A 15942-nucleotide genomic window follows, 5' to 3' on the forward strand; every position below is an offset into this window, starting at 1 on the left:
AAAGGAACCGACGGAAGGGAGCACGATGAGCGGCATTCCCGGCCCTGAGGAGTTCCGCGCCGAGGCCCGGCGCTGGCTCACCGGCACGGCGAAGGCCCGCGCCGCCCGCCAGGAATGGGGCCGCGGCGACGACTCCGTGGCCGTCTTCGAGAACCGGACCGAGGCCGAGGAACGCGAACACACCGACCGCACCCGGGAGTGGGAACGCACCCGGTACGACCAGGGGTGGGGTGCGCTCGACTGGCCGAAGGAGTACGGCGGACGCGAACTCCCCGCCCACTACGAGCAGTTGTACCGTGCCGAGGAAGCCGCCTTCGACGTTCCCCGGCGCACCGAGATCTTCCCCGTCACCCAGCAGCTCGTCGCCCCCGCGATCCGGATCTGGGGAACGGCGGAACAGAAGCAGCGCTGGCTGCGGCCCATGCTGCGCACCGACGAACTCGCCTGCCAGCTCTTCTCCGAGACGGAAGCTGGCTCCGACCTGGCCGCCGTCCGCACCCGGGCCGTACCGGACGGCGAGGGCTGGGTGCTGCGCGGCCACAAGGTCTGGACGTCCGGCGCCCAGGTCGCCACCTGGGGCGTCGCCGTGTGCCGTACCGACCCGGACGTGCCCAAGCACGCGGGCATCACGGTCTTCCTGGTCCGGATGGACGCCCCGGGCGTGACCGTACGGCCCATCCGGCAGATGACCGGCGGCTCCAGCTTCAACGAGGTCTACCTGGACGACGTGTTCGTCCCCGACACCGACCGGCTCGGCCCCGTCGGCGAGGGCTGGCGGGTCACCCTCACCGTGCTCGCCGCCGAACGCCTCGACTCCGGCGGCCTCGGCCTCGACAACGTCGACCGCGCCCTCGACCTCGCCCGGCACCTGCCCCGGCCGCTCACCGGCGGCGAACGGCAGCAGGCAGCCGACCTGTTCGTCCGCTCCCTGGTCCAGCGGCTCATCGGCCTGCGCGTCACCGCGGCCCTGGTCGCCGGGCGTGAACCGGGCGCCGAGGCCTCGGTCGGCAAGCTCCATGCCACCGCGACAATGCGCGCCACCACCGACCTCGTCCAGCAACTCCTCGGGCCGCGCCTCGCCGCCGACACGGGGGAGTGGGGCACCTTCGCCTGGACGGAACACCTGCTCGGCGCCCCCGGCTACCGCATCGCCGGCGGCAGCGACGAGATCCAGCGCACCATCCTGGCCGAACGCGTGCTGGGACTGCCCAAGGAGCCGAAGGGAGCCGGGAGTTGAGCACCGCGACCGACGTGACGGAACTCGCCGCACGAGTCCGCGCCCAGCTGGCCGACCACCATCCGGACGAGCCCTTCGGTGACCTGCGCACCCTGCCCGGCGGCCACTCCGGGCTCACGTACGCCATCACGGCGGGGACGACCTCGTACGTCGTGAAGGCGGTGCCACCCGGGCAGCGCCCCATCGGCCGCAACGACGTGCTCCGGCAGGCCCGGGTGCTGCGCGTCCTCGCCGGATCACCGGTGCCCGTACCCCGCGTGGCCGCCGTCGACGAACGCGAACCCGCGTGGTTCGCGATGGAGTTCATGGCGGGCGAGGCCGTCGAGCCGGTCCTCGACGAGCACCGGCTCATTCCCGACCTGTGCCGGACACGGATGCTGGCGCTGGCCGGAGTACTGCGGGACCTGCACGACACGAAGGCGGAGACGTACGAGGCGCAGGCCTCCGAACCACCGCTGGATCCGGCCGGTGAACTGGAGCGATGGACCCGCACCATGCGGGCCGTACCGCTCGAACTCCGCCCCGGAGGCGAGGAGTTGCTCGACTCGCTGGCCTCCCGGGTCCCGTCGGACGTCCCGCCCGTGCTGACCCACGGCGACTTCCGTCTCGGCAACGTCCTGTGCCGGGGCGAGCGGCCGACGGCCGTCGTCGACTGGGAGATCTGGGGCGTCGGCGACCCCCGTATCGACCTCGCGTGGTTTCTCCTCTTCGCGGACCACCGCAACTTCCCCCAACTCGGCCGCCCGGTCCCCGGTCTGCCCGGCGAGACCGAACTGCTCGCCGCCTATCTCGACGGCCGCCCCGAACCCCCCGCCCTCGACTGGTTCCGTGCCCTGGCCCGCACCAAGATGGCCGCGATCATGGGCCACAACCTGCGCCGGCACCGTGAGGGCAAGCACCACGACCCCGACCAGGAGCGACTGCCGCCGACGATCGCGGCGATGATCCGCACGGCGCGCGACATCGTCGCCCCCAGGCCCTGAAGGAGCGCCACCATGGATTTCGGACTCTCCCCGAAGGCCGAAGAACTCCGCACCCGGATGGCCGCGTTCATGGCGGAGTACGTCCTGCCCGCCGAGGCGGTGTACGACCGGCAGCTCGCGGAAGCCGACGACCCGCACGAACTCCCGCCCATCATGCGCGAGTTGAAGGAGAAGGCCCGCGCCGAAGGACTCTGGAACCTCTTCCTCGCCCACGGCGACTGGGGCGCCGGCCTCACCAACCTCGAATACGCGCCCCTCGCCGAACTGGCCGGACGCTCGGTGATGGGCCCCGAGGTGTTCAACTGCTCGGCCCCCGACACCGGCAACATGGAACTCCTCGCGCTCTTCGGCACCCCCGAACAGCAAGACCGTTGGCTGCGCCCCCTGTTGGCCGCCGAGATCCGGTCCTGCTTCGCGATGACCGAACCCGAGGTCGCCAGCTCCGACGCGCGCAACATCCGCACCCGGATCACCCGGGACGGCGACGAGTACGTCGTCAACGGCCACAAGTGGTACACCTCCGGCATCATCGACCCCGACTGCCGGCTGATCATCCTGATGGGCGTCACCGACCCGGACGCGCCCACCTACCGGCAGCAGAGCATGCTGCTGATCCCCCGAGACACCCCCGGCATCACCGTCCTGCGCGACCTGCCGATGTTCGGCTACACCGACCGCTGCGGCCACGGAGACGTGCTCTTCGAGGACGTACGGGTGCCGGTGGACGCCATGTTGGGCGGTGAAGGGGAAGGATTCGCTCTGGCCCAGGGGCGGTTGGGGCCCGGGCGGATGCACTACGCCATGCGGGCCGTCGGATTCGCCGAACGTGCACTGGAGTTGATGTGCCGCCGCACCCTCACCCGCACCGCCTTCGGGGGCAAGCTCGCGGAACAGGGTGTCGTGCGGGAGTGGATCGCGCGCAGCCGGATCGAGATCGAGCAGCTGCGGCTGCTGGTCCTCAAGTCGGCCTGGCTGATGGACACCCAGGGCAACTCTGCGGCCCGTACCGAGGTCGCCGCCATCAAGGTGGCCGCCCTGGAGGTCGCCCACCGGGTGGTCGACCGCGCCGTCCAGGCGCACGGCGCGGCCGGCGTCAGCGACGACACCGTACTGGCGCGGCTGTACGCCATCACCCGGGCACTGCGGATCGCGGACGGGCCCGACGAGGTGCATCTGCGGACGGTCGCACGGCGCGAACTGGCCAGGTATCCCGAGGAGTCGGCGTGAAGGAACAGGTACTGAACGGCCGGGTCGCCGTGATCACCGGCGGCTCCCGGGGCATCGGCCTCGGCATCGCCCAGGCGTACCGGGAGGCGGGCGCCCATGTGGTGATCGCCGCCCGCAAACCGGACGGACTCGCCGCCGCGCGCGAGGAGTTGCTGCGCGTCAAGGGCGACGGCGAGATCCACGAGGTCGTCGCCAACGCGGGGGAGCCGGCCGACGCCGAGCGGTGTGTCGAGGAGACCACGGCCCGGTTCGGCAGGCTCGACGTGCTGGTCAACAACGCGGCCACCAACCCCTACATGGGCCCTCTCCTCGACCTCGACCTGCCCCGCGCGGAGAAGACGGTACGGGTCAACCAGTACGGCATGCTCGCCTGGACCCGGTGTGCCTGGCGGGCCTGGATGGCGGAGCACGGGGGAGCGGTCGTCAACATCGCCTCCGTCGGCGGACTGATCGTCGACCCCCACATCGGCTGGTACAACGCCACCAAGGCGGCCATGCTGCACATGACCCGCCAACTCGCCTACGAACTGGGCCCGATGGCACGCGTGAACGCGATCGCGCCCGGCCTGATCAAGACCGAGCTGGCCCGGGCCGTCTGGGAGCCACGAGAACCGATCCTGACCGCGAAACTGCCCCTGCGCAGACTCGGAACCGTGGAGGACGTGGCACACGCGGCCGTCTTCCTGGCGTCCGAGGCCTCGTCCTGGATGACGGGACAGACGCTGGTCCTGGACGGTGGAGCGACAGTGCTGCCGATCGGGGTGGAGGGATGACCGCCGTGGCCGAGCCGCTCACGGAGCTGTTCTCGCTACGGGGGCGGACGGTGGTGGTCACCGGGGCGTCCTCCGGACTCGGCGCCCGGTTCGCCGCCGTACTCGCGTCGGCGGGCGCGACGGTGTTCGCTGCGGCCCGGCGGCTGGAGAAACTCAAGGAACTCGCCGACACGGACCCCCGCATCCACCCCGTCGTCTGCGACGTCGCGCGCGAGGAGGACCGGGTACGGCTGATCACGACGGCGCTCGACGAGACCGGCCGGATCGACGTCCTCGTCAACAACGCCGGCGCGCCCGGAGCCGTACGCGCCGAGGACGAGAGCCCCGACGACTTCGCGGACGTACTGGGGGTGAACCTGGTCGCGCCGTTCCACCTGGCACGGCTGCTGGCTGAAGCGCCGACACCGACCACGACGCCGACAGCTGCGTCGCCGTCCGGTCGTACGAGGTCGGTCGTCAACGTCTCGTCCGTGCTCGGGCTGGTCTCCGGAGCCCCGCTGGGAGGTGCCGCCTATGCCGCCTCCAAGGCCGGGCTCGTCGGGCTGACCCGTGAACTGGCAGGGCAGTGGGGGCAGTCGGGCGTGCGGGTCAACGCGCTCGCACCCGGCTGGTTCCACTCGGAGATGACCGAGGAGCTGTTCGCCGACGAGCGCTCCCGGCGGTGGGTCGAGCGCGGCACGATGCTGGGGCGCGGTGGTGAACAGGGGGAGCTGGACGGGGCGTTGCTCTTCCTGGCGTCGGACGCGTCCTCGTACTGCACCGGGCATGTGCTCACCGTGGACGGTGGGTGGACCGCGCGATGAGGGCCACGGTCGAGGTCGACGGGGACGGGCTGGCGCACATCGAGATGTGCCGGGGCGCGGGCAACGCGATCGACCTGGCGATGGCCCGGGCGCTGCTGGACGCGGCCCGGGAGTGCGAGAAGGCGCGGGCGCGGGCGGTGCTGCTCACCGGACGGGGACGGTCGTTCTGCGTCGGCGGTGATCTGAAGGAGTTCGCCGCACTGTCCGGGGAGCGCCTGTCCGGCCATCTCACCGACGTCACCGACGCACTCCACGGAGCGCTGCGCATCCTCGCCGGTCTTGACGCCCCGCTGGTGGTCGCCGTCCAGGGGGCCGTCGCGGGAGCGGGGCTGGGCCTTGCGACCGCGGCGGACGTGATCCTCGCGGCGAGCGACGCCCGCTTCACGGCCGCGTACACCGCGATCGGATACACACCCGACGCCGGGACCAGCTGGTCGCTGCCCCGGCTCGTCGGACCCCGACGGGCCATGGACCTGCTGCTCACCAACCGGCGGGTACCGGCCCCGGAGGCGCTGGCGATGGGGCTGGTGAGCCGGGTCGTCGCGCCGGAGCTGCTGTACGAGGAGGCCGTCGAGGCTGCGGGAGCGCTGGCGCGCGGGGCCACGGTCGCGTATGGCGCGACACGGCGGCTGGTGGGACAGGCACTGCTGGCCGGCCTCGACGAACACCTCGACGCGGAGGCCCGTCAGCTGGCCGCCGCCGCGGTGTCGACGGAGGGCCGGGAGGGCGTGGCGGCGTTCCTCGCCGGCCGCCCGCCCGATTTCGCCCGTCCGGAGACCACGGGGGAGACCCGGGCGGCCTTCGATTCGAAACCGACTTGAACTTGGGTCTACTCTCGGACGACCGGACGGTGATCGGATCCGTGCGTGGAGCAGAGGGAGAGACGATGGCAAGGGCACGGATCGTGGATCCGGAGGAGGGGCCCAGGTCGAAGCGTGGCGCGATCCTCGTGGCCGCCGTGGAGCGGTTCGGGGAGGACGGCTACGAGAACACGAAGTGGTCGGAGGTGGCCGACCGGGTCGGCATCGGGCAGACCGCCCTCTACCACTACTTCGAGTCCAAGGCCCACTGCCTGCTCACCATCATGCGCCTGGAACTCCAGCGCTCCCACGACATGTTCGTCGAGGCCACGGCCGACGAGACGGAACCCGTGGAGGAGCTGCGCGCGGCGGTCCGGGCCGCCTTCGCGGTGACCGATCAGGAGATCCGCCAGATGCGCATCCTGCAGGCCAACATGTCCCTGCTCGCCAACCCGCGGAAGTCCAAGCGCGAGGAGACCGAGCGCGTCGCGGCCCGGCAGCTGGTCCAGATGGTCGAGCGGGACTGGACGAACCTGCTGATGCGCGGCATGTCGAAGGGTGCCTTCCCGGTCCGGGACGCGCACACCCTCGGCCTGGGCGTCCTCGGCATGATCGTGAGTGTCTGGCGCTGGTACCGCCCGACCGGGGCGATCCCCCTGCCGGAGATCAGCGAGATGATCGAGGGGTGTGTGGTGAGGATGGTCGCCGAATAGCACGTCGCCCCGCCCCTTGTCGGGGGCGGGGCGGCTGCCTTACAGTCAAACTGAACTGAACTCAGGTTGTTTGATGATGGTTGTTCCATGGCGCTGAGGGAGAGCGATCAGCAATGGTGCTTCGCGAATACATGGCCAGAATGGACGGCCAGGACCCGGAGAAGGCCCTCGAACTCCTGGAACCGGACTTCCGGTTCCTCATCGCCCTCCCCGGCGCCCAACGGACCGGCACGACCCGTGCGGACTTCGCCGACTACATCGCGGGACGCGCCGCTGTGGACCGTACGCACGAGATCAAGCGGTACTCGGTCGACGGCGATGTCGAGACGGCGTACGGCTTCGTCGTCGAGAAGGGCGTGACCACCGGCGCGTTCCTGTCCGCCGTACAGGTCTCGCCGGCCGGGCTGATGGCGCGCTACCAGTCGTTCTTCACGACCGACTTCGACCTGGTGGACCGGACATGACCACACACACGGCCTCCTTTCTCAGCAACTGGTTCGCGATCCTGGACAGCGACGACGCCGACCGGATCCTCGACCTGATCAGCGACGACTTCTCCTTCTCCATCCTGTTCTCCACCGGTGGCGACGGCGCGACCGACTTCCACGGCGGCCGTCCCGAGATGGAGGGCTATCTCGCCCAGCGCGCGGTGGGCGTCCGCACCCACCACCGGCTCACCGCGAGCACGGTCGGCGAGGACGAACTGTTCCTCGGCGAGGTACGGCGGTCCGGCGTGCCGGAGGCGACCTTCGTGGCGTCGGCCCGGCTCGACGGAGAGGGCAAGGTACGGCGGTTGATGATCGGGCGTTCGCCCGCGGTCCTGTTCACGTGATCGACCAAGGAGGGCGGATGTACAACCTGGTACTGCTGGCGGCCCGGCCGCCCGAGTGGACGCATGAGCGGTTCATCGACTGGTGGCGCGGCGACCACGCCGAACTCACCCGTCGGCTGCCCGGCCTCAGGGCCTGGCGGCACACGGACATCGACGCGGCTCTCGAACCGCGCTCGGAGGGTTGGGACGGGCTCTCCGTCCTGAGCTTCGACACCGCCGACGACCTGCACAAGGCGCTGCGGAGCCCGGAGTGGGCGGAGGCCGTCGCCCAGGTCGGCGACATGCGCGGACGCCGGATCGCCGTCATGGGCGGCGAGCTGGAGATGTACGCGGGCTGAGCGCGGCCGGGCCTTCGCGGACCCGGCCCAGGGCCTGGGCATTCTGGACAACCCCTTCGCGAAGAGGCGAGGAAGCGGATGCGACAGACAGTGCGGGAGTTCTACGACCGGTCCCAGCGGGCCGACTTCACAGCGGTCGTCGACGACCACGGCCGACACGGCGCCCGCGACCTTCTCCAGCGTGCGGCCGATCTGGCCGAGGCGATGAGCCCCGAATGGGCGCCGGGCGGCACGGTGCTCCTCCAGGCCGACAACTCCTGGCGGACCGTCGCGACGACCCTCGCCGTCGGACTGACCAACGGCGTCCTGGCGCTGGTCAACCGGCATACGACCCCTGCCGAGTTCGCGGCGGCCATGGAGGACATCCGGCCGGACGTCGTGATCGCCGAACCGTCCGCGATGGCGGAGTGGGGCGTCGACCGGGCCATGCCGGACGCCCGGACGGTACAGGCCCTCGACGGCTGGACGGTACGAGCCGGCCACGGCCCGCGCGACGTGTCCCGCTGGTCGGGCGGCACCCTCATCGGGCTCACCTCCGGCTCGACCGGACGGCCGAAGGGTGTCGTCCAGTCCGAGGACGCCCTGCGGTACGCGTGTACGTGCACGATCGACGTCAACGGGCTGCGCGACGGGGACGCCGTGGCCGCCGTGGTCCCGCTCTCCTCGACCGCCGCCTACTGCTTCGGGGTCTGTCTGGCCCTCATGCTGGGCGGCCCTCTCGTCCTGACCGGCCGCTGGGACCGCGAGGAGGCGCTCGCACGCATGGCGGCCCATGACGTCCGGTGGACCATGTGCGTACCGACCATGGCCCTCCAGATGGGCTCGGCCGCGGCCGGCTCGAAGGTCCTCGACGGGGTCCGCTCGATCACCGTCGGCGGCGGCCCCATGGACAGCGGCGCCCTCGCCCGAGCCGAACGCTCCCTGGGGACCAGGATCCTGCGCGTCTTCGGCATGTCCGAGTGCCTGGGACACACCTCTCCCCACCCCGACGACCCCGAGGAGATCCGCCTCGGCCGCGACGGACGCCCTTTCCCCGGCACCGAACTGCGCGCGGTCGCCCCCGACGGCACAGTCCTGGCAGCGGGTGCGACCGGCCGGGCCCAGGTCCGAGGCCCGTCCCTGTTCCTCGGCTACGCCCGGGACGGCAAGACGGAACCTCCTGCCTTGACCCCCGACGGCTTCTTCCCCACGGGCGACCTGCTGACGACCGGCGAGGACGGCACGGTCACCGTCATGGGCCGGGAGAAGGACGTCATCATCCGTGGCGGACGCAACCTCGACATCACCGAGATCGAACGCGCCGTCGCCACCCATCCGGCAGTGGCCCGTGCCTGCGTCACGCCCGTCCCGGACCCGCTCCTCGGCGAACGCGCCGCGGTCCTCCTCGTGTTGGAGGACGGCAGCACCGGACTCGGGCTCGACGAGATCCGCGAACACCTGGCCCGTACCGGCCTGTCAAAGTCCAAGTGGCCCGAATTCGCGTTCAATGTAAGCGAGTTGCCGCAGACGACAGTCGGCAAGCTCGATCGCTCGGGAGCCCGCGGCCTCGCCCGCGAACTGCACGCGAGGCTCCCCGAACACGCCGAACAGCACCGCCAAGGAGACGCATGACCACCCCCACGACGCCCACCCCCCGCTTCGACCGCGGACGGTGGGCGGAAGGCGGACCCGAGACCGTACGACCCGGCGTCCACCGCATTCCGCTCCCGCTGCCGGACGACGGACTGCGAGCCGTCAACGTCTACGCGCTGGAGGGACTGACGGAGGGGCTGGTCCTCATCGACGGAGGATGGTCGATCCCCGAGTCCCGCAAGGCACTTGAGAACGCCCTCACCGGACTGGGCCACGACCTCGGCGAGATCAGCCACATCCTGGTCACCCACATCCACCGCGACCACTACACCCAGGCCGTCGAACTGCGCAGGCTGCTCGGCTCCCGGGTCTATCTCGGCGCGGGGGAGCGACGCGGGCTTGAACTGCTGGGGGAACTGCGCTCGAACGAGCCGGTCGGTTCGCTCCGGACGCTGCGGAGGGCAGGGGCGGTCGAACTCGCCGAGCGGGTGGCGGCGATGTACGACAAGGACTTCGACCTGAGTGTGTGGGAGGCGCCGGACCGCTGGTTGGACGAGGAGGAACTCCGCTTCGGCGACACGTCGCTGTCGGTCGTCCCGACGCCCGGTCATACCCGGGGCCATGTCGTCTACCTGGACCGGGCCCGGGGCCTGCTGTTCTCCGGGGACCACGTCCTGCCGCACATCACCCCCTCGATCGGATTCGAACTGGGCGGTACGGCCCTGCCGTTGGGCGACTACCTGGACTCACTACGCCGGATGACCACCCTGTCCGACGCCCAACTCCTCCCCGCGCACGGTCCGGTCGGCGCCAGCATGCACGCACGCACGGAAGAGCTCCTGGCCCACCACGACGACCGCCTCACCGAGACGCTGACGGTCCTGGGTGCGCGTACGCGCAACGCGTACGAGGTGGCAGGGGAGTTGGGCTGGACCCGAAGGAAACTGCCCTTCACGGACCTGAACGCCTTCAACCAGATGCTCGCCGTCAACGAGACGGCGGCCCACCTGGACGTACTGGTGTCCCGTACCCAGGCGAGCTGCACACGAACGAACGGCATCAACTGGTACAAGGCGACGGCTGCTTGAGAACAAACACTTTCCTCGCCCCCGCCGCCCCTACCCGTCCCATCCCTGGGGGCTGCGCCCCCAGACCCCCGCTGTCGGCCTGAACGGCCTCGTCCTCAAACGCCGGACGGGCTAGATGGTGCGGGGCGGCGAAAAAGGGCGGGCTAAACGCGCTTGCCCTTGAGCCTCGGACGGGCTGGGTGTGCCGACCGGTGCTTGATCTCTGAGCACCGGCCCGCATTTCCAGCCCGTCCGGCGTTTGAGGACAAGGCCCGTTCAGGGCCGTGGCGGGGGTTCGGGGGCGGCAGCCCCCAGGGATGGGACGGGTAGGGGCGGCGGGGGCGGGAAAACCAACCACCTCAGCGTGCCGTCCAACCCCCATCCACATACAACTCAGACCCAGTCACAAAGCTCGCGTCATCGGAAGCCAGAAACGCCACCGCCCCCGCCACCTCCTCAGGCGTACCCAGCCGCCCCAACGGCGTCCCCTCCACCATCGCGGTCAACCGAGGCGTGTCACGCCACAGTTCACGAGACCGAGGCGTCTCGATGAACCCAGGATGCAGCGAGTTCACCCGAACCCCACGGGTAGCCCAGTGCAGCGCGGCATTCTTCGTCATCAACCGCACCGCCCCCTTCGCCGCGTGATACGAGAACTGCGCACCGAATCCCCCCACCGTCCCGAAGATCGACGCCACGTTGACGATCGAGCCGCCCCCGGAACGCTCGATCGCCGCACCCCCGTACTTCATCCCGAGCCAAACCCCGGTCTGGGTCACGCCGAGCACCCGCTCCCAGGACTCCATGGTCTCCGTCTCGACCGTATGCATGGTGGCGATGCCGGCGTTGTTGACCAGCACGGACAGACCCCCCAACTCACCGGTCACCGCATCGACGACCGCACGCCAAGCCGACTCGTCCGAGACATCGAGCGTCAACCCCAGCGCCCCACCCCCGACCTCCTGGGCAAGCTTCGCGCAGCGATCACCGTCGAGGTCGGTCACCACGACCACCGCACCCTCGGCAGCGAGCCGCCGCACGACGGCATCACCGATACCTCCCGTGGCCCCGGTCACCAGCGCCGTCTTTCCACCCAGCCTCGCCTGCATCGAACCACCTGTCCCCATTGTCCCAACCTTGGATCTCGACGCGCCCACTCCTCCTCAGCCCTCAGCCCTCAGCCCTCAGCCCTCAGCCCTCAGCCCTCAATCCCGCACCCCAAGCCACGCAAGCGCACCCCCATCGATCACATACGACGCCCCCGTGATGAACGCCGCGTCGTCCGACGCCAGAAAGCACGCCAGCTTGGCGACCTCCTCCGGACGCCCGAGCCGCTCCACCAACTGCGGCGCGGTCAGCTCCCGTTCCATGGCGTCACGGTCGGTCGCGGCGGCGAAGTGGTCCTGGGCGAGCGGGGTGTCGATGACGCCGGGGCAGAAGCAGTTGCAGCGCACGGGGGCCAGGTCGACGGCGGTCACCTTGGTCAGGTGGATGACACCGGCCTTGGTGACGCCGTACGCGGGGGCGTTGGGAAAGCCGGTGAGGCCGGAGACGGAGGCGGCGTTCACGATGGCGGGCCCCCGCCGCGAGCGGCGCAGATGGGGTGCGGCGAACTTGGTGGTCAGCCACACCGCCTTGAGGTTCACCTCGTAGACGGCGTCCCAGACCTCCTCGGAGAGCGACTCGACCCCACGGTCCGGCTCCGCCGTGAACGCGGTCTCGATCACCCCCGCGTTGTTGACCAGGACGTCGAGCCCGTCGAACCCCTCCGCCGTACGCGCCACCATCGCCTCGATGTCGTCCCGCACGCGCAGATCGCACACGATCGCCTCGGCCCGCGCCCCCTCCGCGCGGACGAGGTCGGCCGTCTCGGCGGCGGTCTCCTTGTTCCGGTCGGCGACGGCCACGGCCGACGAGCCCTGCCGGGCCATCTGTACGGCGATCGCCCGCCCGATCCCTTGCCCCGCGCCGGTGACGAGGGCGGTCCTGCCATTGAGGGAACCCAGCATGAGTCTGCTCCCGATCCCGAGTACGCGACGCACATCACGAAACAGGCCGTACATCCTGAACTGAACTGGCTTCATTTTCTTCGAGTCTAGATTTGCGCGACAGCGGGGGGCAAGGCTCACGTCAGAGTGAAGTTCGGCCGAGAACCGCCGGGCGGGGTCCCCCGAAGGCCACTCTGCCCCTTACGTTCTTCTCCTCGCCGATCTCACCTGCCCGGCCCGTCCGACCTGCCCAACCTGTCCGACACGCCAACTCCGCGCACTGGGAGCCCTCTTGGACGCCGAAGACACCTCCAGCACCACGGACGACGACACCCGGTTCGGCCCGCTCTCCCGCCGCAGATTCCTCCAGGCGACCGCCACGGCCACCGCCACGGCCACCGTCACGACCGCCGCACTCGCCACCGCCGGTACGCCGGCCGCGATCGCCGCGTCTCCCAAAACGAACCTCACCTTCACCGCCGCAACAGGCGGTTCCGCGACCCTCGCCCCCGCTGGTGACCGTCTCGTCGCCGAGGTCCAGAACGTGCTGTGGTCCGTGCCGCGCGGCGGCGGCACCGCCGTCCCGCTGACCGCGCCCGGCCTCGAACCCACACGCCCCCAGTTCTCGCCCGACGGCAGCAGTCTCGTCGTATGCGCCTACCGCGGCGGAGGCTTCCACCTCTGGACGCTGCGGCCCGACGGCACCGGCCTGCGGCAGCTCACCGACGGGCCATGGGACGACCGGGGCCCGGCCTGGTCGCCGGACGGCACCCGGATCGCGTTCGCCTCCGAGCGCGGGGGCGACACCGTGACCGGAGCCCCGTACCGCGTCTGGGTCGTGGACGTACGCACCGGCGCGCTGACCCGGCTCACCGGGCGCCCCGGCCAGCAGGGCCCCGGCCAGGACACCGCCTGGGAGGACTTCGACCCGACATGGTCGCCCGACGGCGAGCGAGTGCTGTTCGTGCGCGCGACCGTCCCCGCACCCGGCACCCTCCGCGCGACCACCGTCGCGTCCGTTGCCGCCGACGGCTCGGGCCCGGTCGTCACCGAGCACACCGACGACTCCGGCGCCCAGCTCATGACCCCCGCCGTCTCACCCGCCGGCCGCCTCGCCTACCTGCGCACCACGGCAGCCCCCACCGCCTCCTGCACCCTCGTCGTGGACGGCACACCGGTCCCCGTCGACGGTGACCTCCTCCCGGCACCGCCCCGCTGGACGGACCGCGAACGGCTGCTGCTGAACATCGACGGCCACTTCCACCTCCTCGACCCGGACGCACCGGCACCGGCCGACCGCGAGGAGATCCCGTTCACGGCCACGCTCCCCGTGCACCGCCCCAAGTACCGCGTCAAGGCGTACGACTTCGAGGGCGCCGGCACCCGCCCCGTCCGCGCGCTCCACCTCCCAGCCCTCTCACCCGACGGCCGGTCCGTCGCCTTCGCCGCGCTCAACGCGCTGTGGACCGTCGGGACGACGGGCGGCCGGCCACCCCGCAAGGTTCTCCAAGTCCCGGCCACCCGCTATGTGTTGGCGCCGACCTGGACACCCGACGGCACGGCACTGGTGTACGCCGACGACCGCGACGGGCTGTTCGCCGTACGGCGTCGCGACCTCGACTCCGGGACGGAGACCGTGCTCGCCGAGGGCGGCCGGGTCTTCCCCGCCCTCTCGCCCGACGGGACCCGGCTGGCCTGCCTGGACATGTCGGGCAACCTCGTGGTGCGCGACCTGCCCGACGGCCCCGAACGGGTCCTCGCGACACCCCTCGGCGCGGGCGGTCTCCCCGGCCGCCCCAGCTGGTCGCCCGACGGCCGGTACGTCGCCCTCTGCGACCGCAACCGCGTCAACCAGCGCTTCCGCGAGGGCTTCAACCTCATCCGGGTCGTCGACACCACCACCGGCACCGCCGCCCTGCACGCCCTCGCCCCGCACACCTCGCTCGCCGACCGCTACGACTCCGGGCCCGTCTGGTCCCCGGACGGCCGCTGGATGGCCGTCGTCGCCGAGTCCGCGCTGTGGCTGCTTCCGGTCCGCGCCGACGGCACCCCCGACGGCGAGCCCCGCCAACTCACCACCGAACCCGCCGACCACCCGTCCTGGTCCGCCGACTCCCGCACCCTCCTCCACCTCTCCGTCGGCACCCTGCGCCTGACCGACATCGCCGACGGCAGCACCCGTACCGTCCGCGTCCCCCTGGACTACCGCAGACCCCGCCTGGCCGACACGGTCGTCCACGCGGGCCGCTTCTGGGACGGCACCGGGCCGGATGTCCGCGAGGACATCGATGTCGTCGTCCGCGACGGCCGGATCGCCGAGGTCGCCCCGCACCGGGCCGACCGCCCCGCCGTGCGCCGGATCGACGCGAGCGACCGCACGGTGATCCCGGGCCTGTGGGACGCGCACACCCACCCCTGGCAGTCCACCTACGGCGGCCGTCAGACGGCACTCCAGGTCGCGTACGGCATCACGACCGCCGTCTCGCTCGGCGGGTTCGCCTACGAACAGGCCCGTATCCGGGAGGCGGTCGCCGCCGGTGCCCTCGCCGGACCCCGGCTGCTGTCCACCGGCGAACTGCTCGACGGCGGGCGCGTCGCCTACAGCATGGCCCGCGCCCACCGCACACCCGAGGGTCTGCGCCGCTCCCTGACCCGGGCGCGGGCGCTCGACTGGGACTTCGTGAAGACGTACGTACGCGCCCCCGGCTGGGTGATGAAGGAGGCCGCCGACTTCGCCCACGACCGGCTCGGGGTGCGCAGCGGCAGCCATCTGTGCAGCCCGGGCGTACAACTGGGCCAGGATCTGACGACCCATCTACAGGCCACCCAGCGACTGGAGTTCGGGCACGCGACCACGGCGACGGGCCGCGCCTACCAGGACCTGGCGGAGATCTACACCCGTACCGACTTCCACCTGATCGCCACCCCGTTCACGGCGGCTCCCCTGCTTGGCGCCGACCCCGCCCTCGCCGACGACCCGCGCGTCACGACCCTCATGCCGCCGTGGGACACCGCACTCGTCCGGCAGCAGGCCGGCGTACCGCCCACCGCAGCTCAACTGGCGACACTGGACCGCGAGTCGGACGTCTACCGGCGGATCCTCGCGGCCGGTGGCCTGGTCGCGCTCGGCACGGACCAGCCGCTCGTCCCGGTGGGCCTGCACCTCCACCTGGCCCTGCGCGCGCTCCACCGCGCCGGCCTCTCACCGGCCGAGGCGCTGCGCACCGCCACCCTGCTCCCCGCGCGGGTCTTCGGCGCCGACGCAGACCTGGGCACCCTGGAGGAGGGCAAGCTCGCCGACCTCACGATCGTGGACGGCGACCCCTTCACCGACTTCGCCACCCTGATCCGTACCGTGGCCGTCCTGCGAGGAGGCGTCCCCTTCGAACAGGCGGCCCTGGTCGACGCCTTCGGCGCCGACTCCACGCGCCGCCACGGCCTCCAGCAGTCGCCCTCGGCCGAGGACTGGCTGGAGGTCGGCCACCGTATGCGGCGCGACGGATGCTGCGATCCGGAGAGCGGGGGCTGAACACCGCCGTAGGAGTTCCGCACGGTCCGCACGGAACGCGAGGGGTCATTTGGCCGCCCCGGGCCTACTCTGGGGAGGCA

The 15942-nt window shown here is 71.3% G+C and carries 15 protein-coding genes; 13 read left to right on the forward strand and 2 right to left on the reverse strand.

Annotation, left to right across the window (positions count from 1 at the left end):
- Positions 1–25: 25 nt before the first annotated feature.
- From OG787_RS44845 to OG787_RS44900, 12 genes are all read left to right on the forward strand, one after another.
- Positions 26–1237, forward strand: coding sequence for an acyl-CoA dehydrogenase family protein (locus tag OG787_RS44845; RefSeq protein ID WP_405539196.1), 1212 nt, complete (start codon positions 26–28; stop codon positions 1235–1237).
- Positions 1234–2220: a phosphotransferase family protein gene (locus OG787_RS44850; protein ID WP_405539198.1), complete on the forward strand. Its 987-nt coding sequence runs from the start codon at positions 1234–1236 to the stop codon at positions 2218–2220. The genes OG787_RS44845 and OG787_RS44850 overlap by 4 nt, the downstream gene beginning before the upstream one ends.
- Positions 2221–2232: 12 nt before the next feature.
- Entirely contained in the window at positions 2233–3447 is a 1215-nt protein-coding gene (locus OG787_RS44855) for an acyl-CoA dehydrogenase family protein (RefSeq protein ID WP_405539200.1), read from the forward strand.
- A complete protein-coding gene (locus tag OG787_RS44860; protein ID WP_369031933.1) occupies positions 3444–4220 on the forward strand; it encodes an SDR family oxidoreductase in 777 nt (258 codons plus the stop codon). Before OG787_RS44855 ends, OG787_RS44860 begins: the two co-directional genes overlap by 4 nt.
- Entirely contained in the window at positions 4217–5023 is an 807-nt protein-coding gene (locus tag OG787_RS44865; RefSeq protein WP_405539202.1) for an SDR family NAD(P)-dependent oxidoreductase, read from the forward strand. The genes OG787_RS44860 and OG787_RS44865 overlap by 4 nt, the downstream gene beginning before the upstream one ends.
- Positions 5020–5844 carry an enoyl-CoA hydratase/isomerase family protein gene (locus OG787_RS44870; protein ID WP_405539204.1) on the forward strand — a complete coding sequence of 275 codons (825 nt, stop codon included), beginning with the start codon at positions 5020–5022 and terminating at the stop codon, positions 5842–5844. The genes OG787_RS44865 and OG787_RS44870 overlap by 4 nt, the downstream gene beginning before the upstream one ends.
- A gap of 65 nt (positions 5845–5909) precedes the next feature.
- On the forward strand, positions 5910–6536 hold the full coding sequence (locus tag OG787_RS44875; protein WP_369031930.1) for a TetR family transcriptional regulator: 627 nt from the start codon (positions 5910–5912) through the stop codon (positions 6534–6536).
- A 113-nt stretch (positions 6537–6649) separates the two neighbouring features.
- Positions 6650–7000 (forward strand): nuclear transport factor 2 family protein, encoded by a 351-nt coding sequence (locus OG787_RS44880; protein WP_369031929.1) that lies wholly within the window; start codon positions 6650–6652, stop codon positions 6998–7000.
- Positions 6997–7368: a nuclear transport factor 2 family protein gene (locus OG787_RS44885; RefSeq protein WP_405539207.1), complete on the forward strand. Its 372-nt coding sequence runs from the start codon at positions 6997–6999 to the stop codon at positions 7366–7368. The genes OG787_RS44880 and OG787_RS44885 overlap by 4 nt, the downstream gene beginning before the upstream one ends.
- A gap of 17 nt (positions 7369–7385) precedes the next feature.
- Positions 7386–7706 (forward strand): EthD family reductase, encoded by a 321-nt coding sequence (locus OG787_RS44890; protein WP_369031927.1) that lies wholly within the window; start codon positions 7386–7388, stop codon positions 7704–7706.
- Between the two features lie 78 nt (positions 7707–7784).
- Entirely contained in the window at positions 7785–9317 is a 1533-nt protein-coding gene (locus tag OG787_RS44895; protein ID WP_405539209.1) for a class I adenylate-forming enzyme family protein, read from the forward strand.
- The gene (locus tag OG787_RS44900; protein WP_405539211.1) at positions 9314–10366 is read left to right on the forward strand and encodes an MBL fold metallo-hydrolase; all 1053 of its coding nucleotides are present in this window, start codon (positions 9314–9316) and stop codon (positions 10364–10366) included. The genes OG787_RS44895 and OG787_RS44900 overlap by 4 nt, the downstream gene beginning before the upstream one ends.
- A gap of 338 nt (positions 10367–10704) precedes the next feature.
- On the opposite strand, the gene OG787_RS44905 is transcribed toward OG787_RS44900, so the two are convergent.
- Both OG787_RS44905 and OG787_RS44910 read right to left on the reverse strand, forming a co-directional pair.
- A complete protein-coding gene (locus tag OG787_RS44905; protein WP_405539212.1) occupies positions 10705–11454 on the reverse strand; it encodes an SDR family NAD(P)-dependent oxidoreductase in 750 nt (249 codons plus the stop codon).
- Between the two features lie 96 nt (positions 11455–11550).
- Entirely contained in the window at positions 11551–12354 is an 804-nt protein-coding gene (locus OG787_RS44910) for an SDR family NAD(P)-dependent oxidoreductase (protein ID WP_369031923.1), read from the reverse strand.
- Positions 12355–12625: 271 nt separating this feature from the next.
- Between OG787_RS44910 and OG787_RS44915 the strand changes: the two genes are divergently transcribed.
- A complete protein-coding gene (locus OG787_RS44915; protein ID WP_405539213.1) occupies positions 12626–15862 on the forward strand; it encodes an amidohydrolase family protein in 3237 nt (1078 codons plus the stop codon).
- Positions 15863–15942 lie beyond the last annotated feature (80 nt).

Source organism: Streptomyces sp. NBC_00075 (assembly GCF_045041225.1).
Taxonomy (GTDB): domain Bacteria; phylum Actinomycetota; class Actinomycetes; order Streptomycetales; family Streptomycetaceae; genus Streptomyces; species Streptomyces adonidis.

Bases quoted from the DNA above. Each gene is read 5' to 3' on its own strand.
- OG787_RS44900 (WP_405539211.1), top strand. From the start codon at position 9,314: ATGACCACCCCCACGACGCCCACCCCCCGCTTCGACCGCGGACGGTGG.
- OG787_RS44895 (WP_405539209.1), top strand. From the start codon at position 7,785: ATGCGACAGACAGTGCGGGAGTTCTACGACCGGTCCCAGCGGGCCGAC.
- OG787_RS44885 (WP_405539207.1), top strand. From the start codon at position 6,997: ATGACCACACACACGGCCTCCTTTCTCAGCAACTGGTTCGCGATCCTG.
- OG787_RS44845 (WP_405539196.1), top strand. From the start codon at position 26: ATGAGCGGCATTCCCGGCCCTGAGGAGTTCCGCGCCGAGGCCCGGCGC.
- OG787_RS44865 (WP_405539202.1), top strand. From the start codon at position 4,217: ATGACCGCCGTGGCCGAGCCGCTCACGGAGCTGTTCTCGCTACGGGGG.
- OG787_RS44890 (WP_369031927.1), top strand. From the start codon at position 7,386: ATGTACAACCTGGTACTGCTGGCGGCCCGGCCGCCCGAGTGGACGCAT.
- OG787_RS44870 (WP_405539204.1), top strand. From the start codon at position 5,020: ATGAGGGCCACGGTCGAGGTCGACGGGGACGGGCTGGCGCACATCGAG.
- OG787_RS44910 (WP_369031923.1), bottom strand. From the start codon at position 12,354: ATGCTGGGTTCCCTCAATGGCAGGACCGCCCTCGTCACCGGCGCGGGG.
- OG787_RS44855 (WP_405539200.1), top strand. From the start codon at position 2,233: ATGGATTTCGGACTCTCCCCGAAGGCCGAAGAACTCCGCACCCGGATG.
- OG787_RS44880 (WP_369031929.1), top strand. From the start codon at position 6,650: ATGGTGCTTCGCGAATACATGGCCAGAATGGACGGCCAGGACCCGGAG.
- OG787_RS44875 (WP_369031930.1), top strand. From the start codon at position 5,910: ATGGCAAGGGCACGGATCGTGGATCCGGAGGAGGGGCCCAGGTCGAAG.
- OG787_RS44905 (WP_405539212.1), bottom strand. From the start codon at position 11,454: ATGCAGGCGAGGCTGGGTGGAAAGACGGCGCTGGTGACCGGGGCCACG.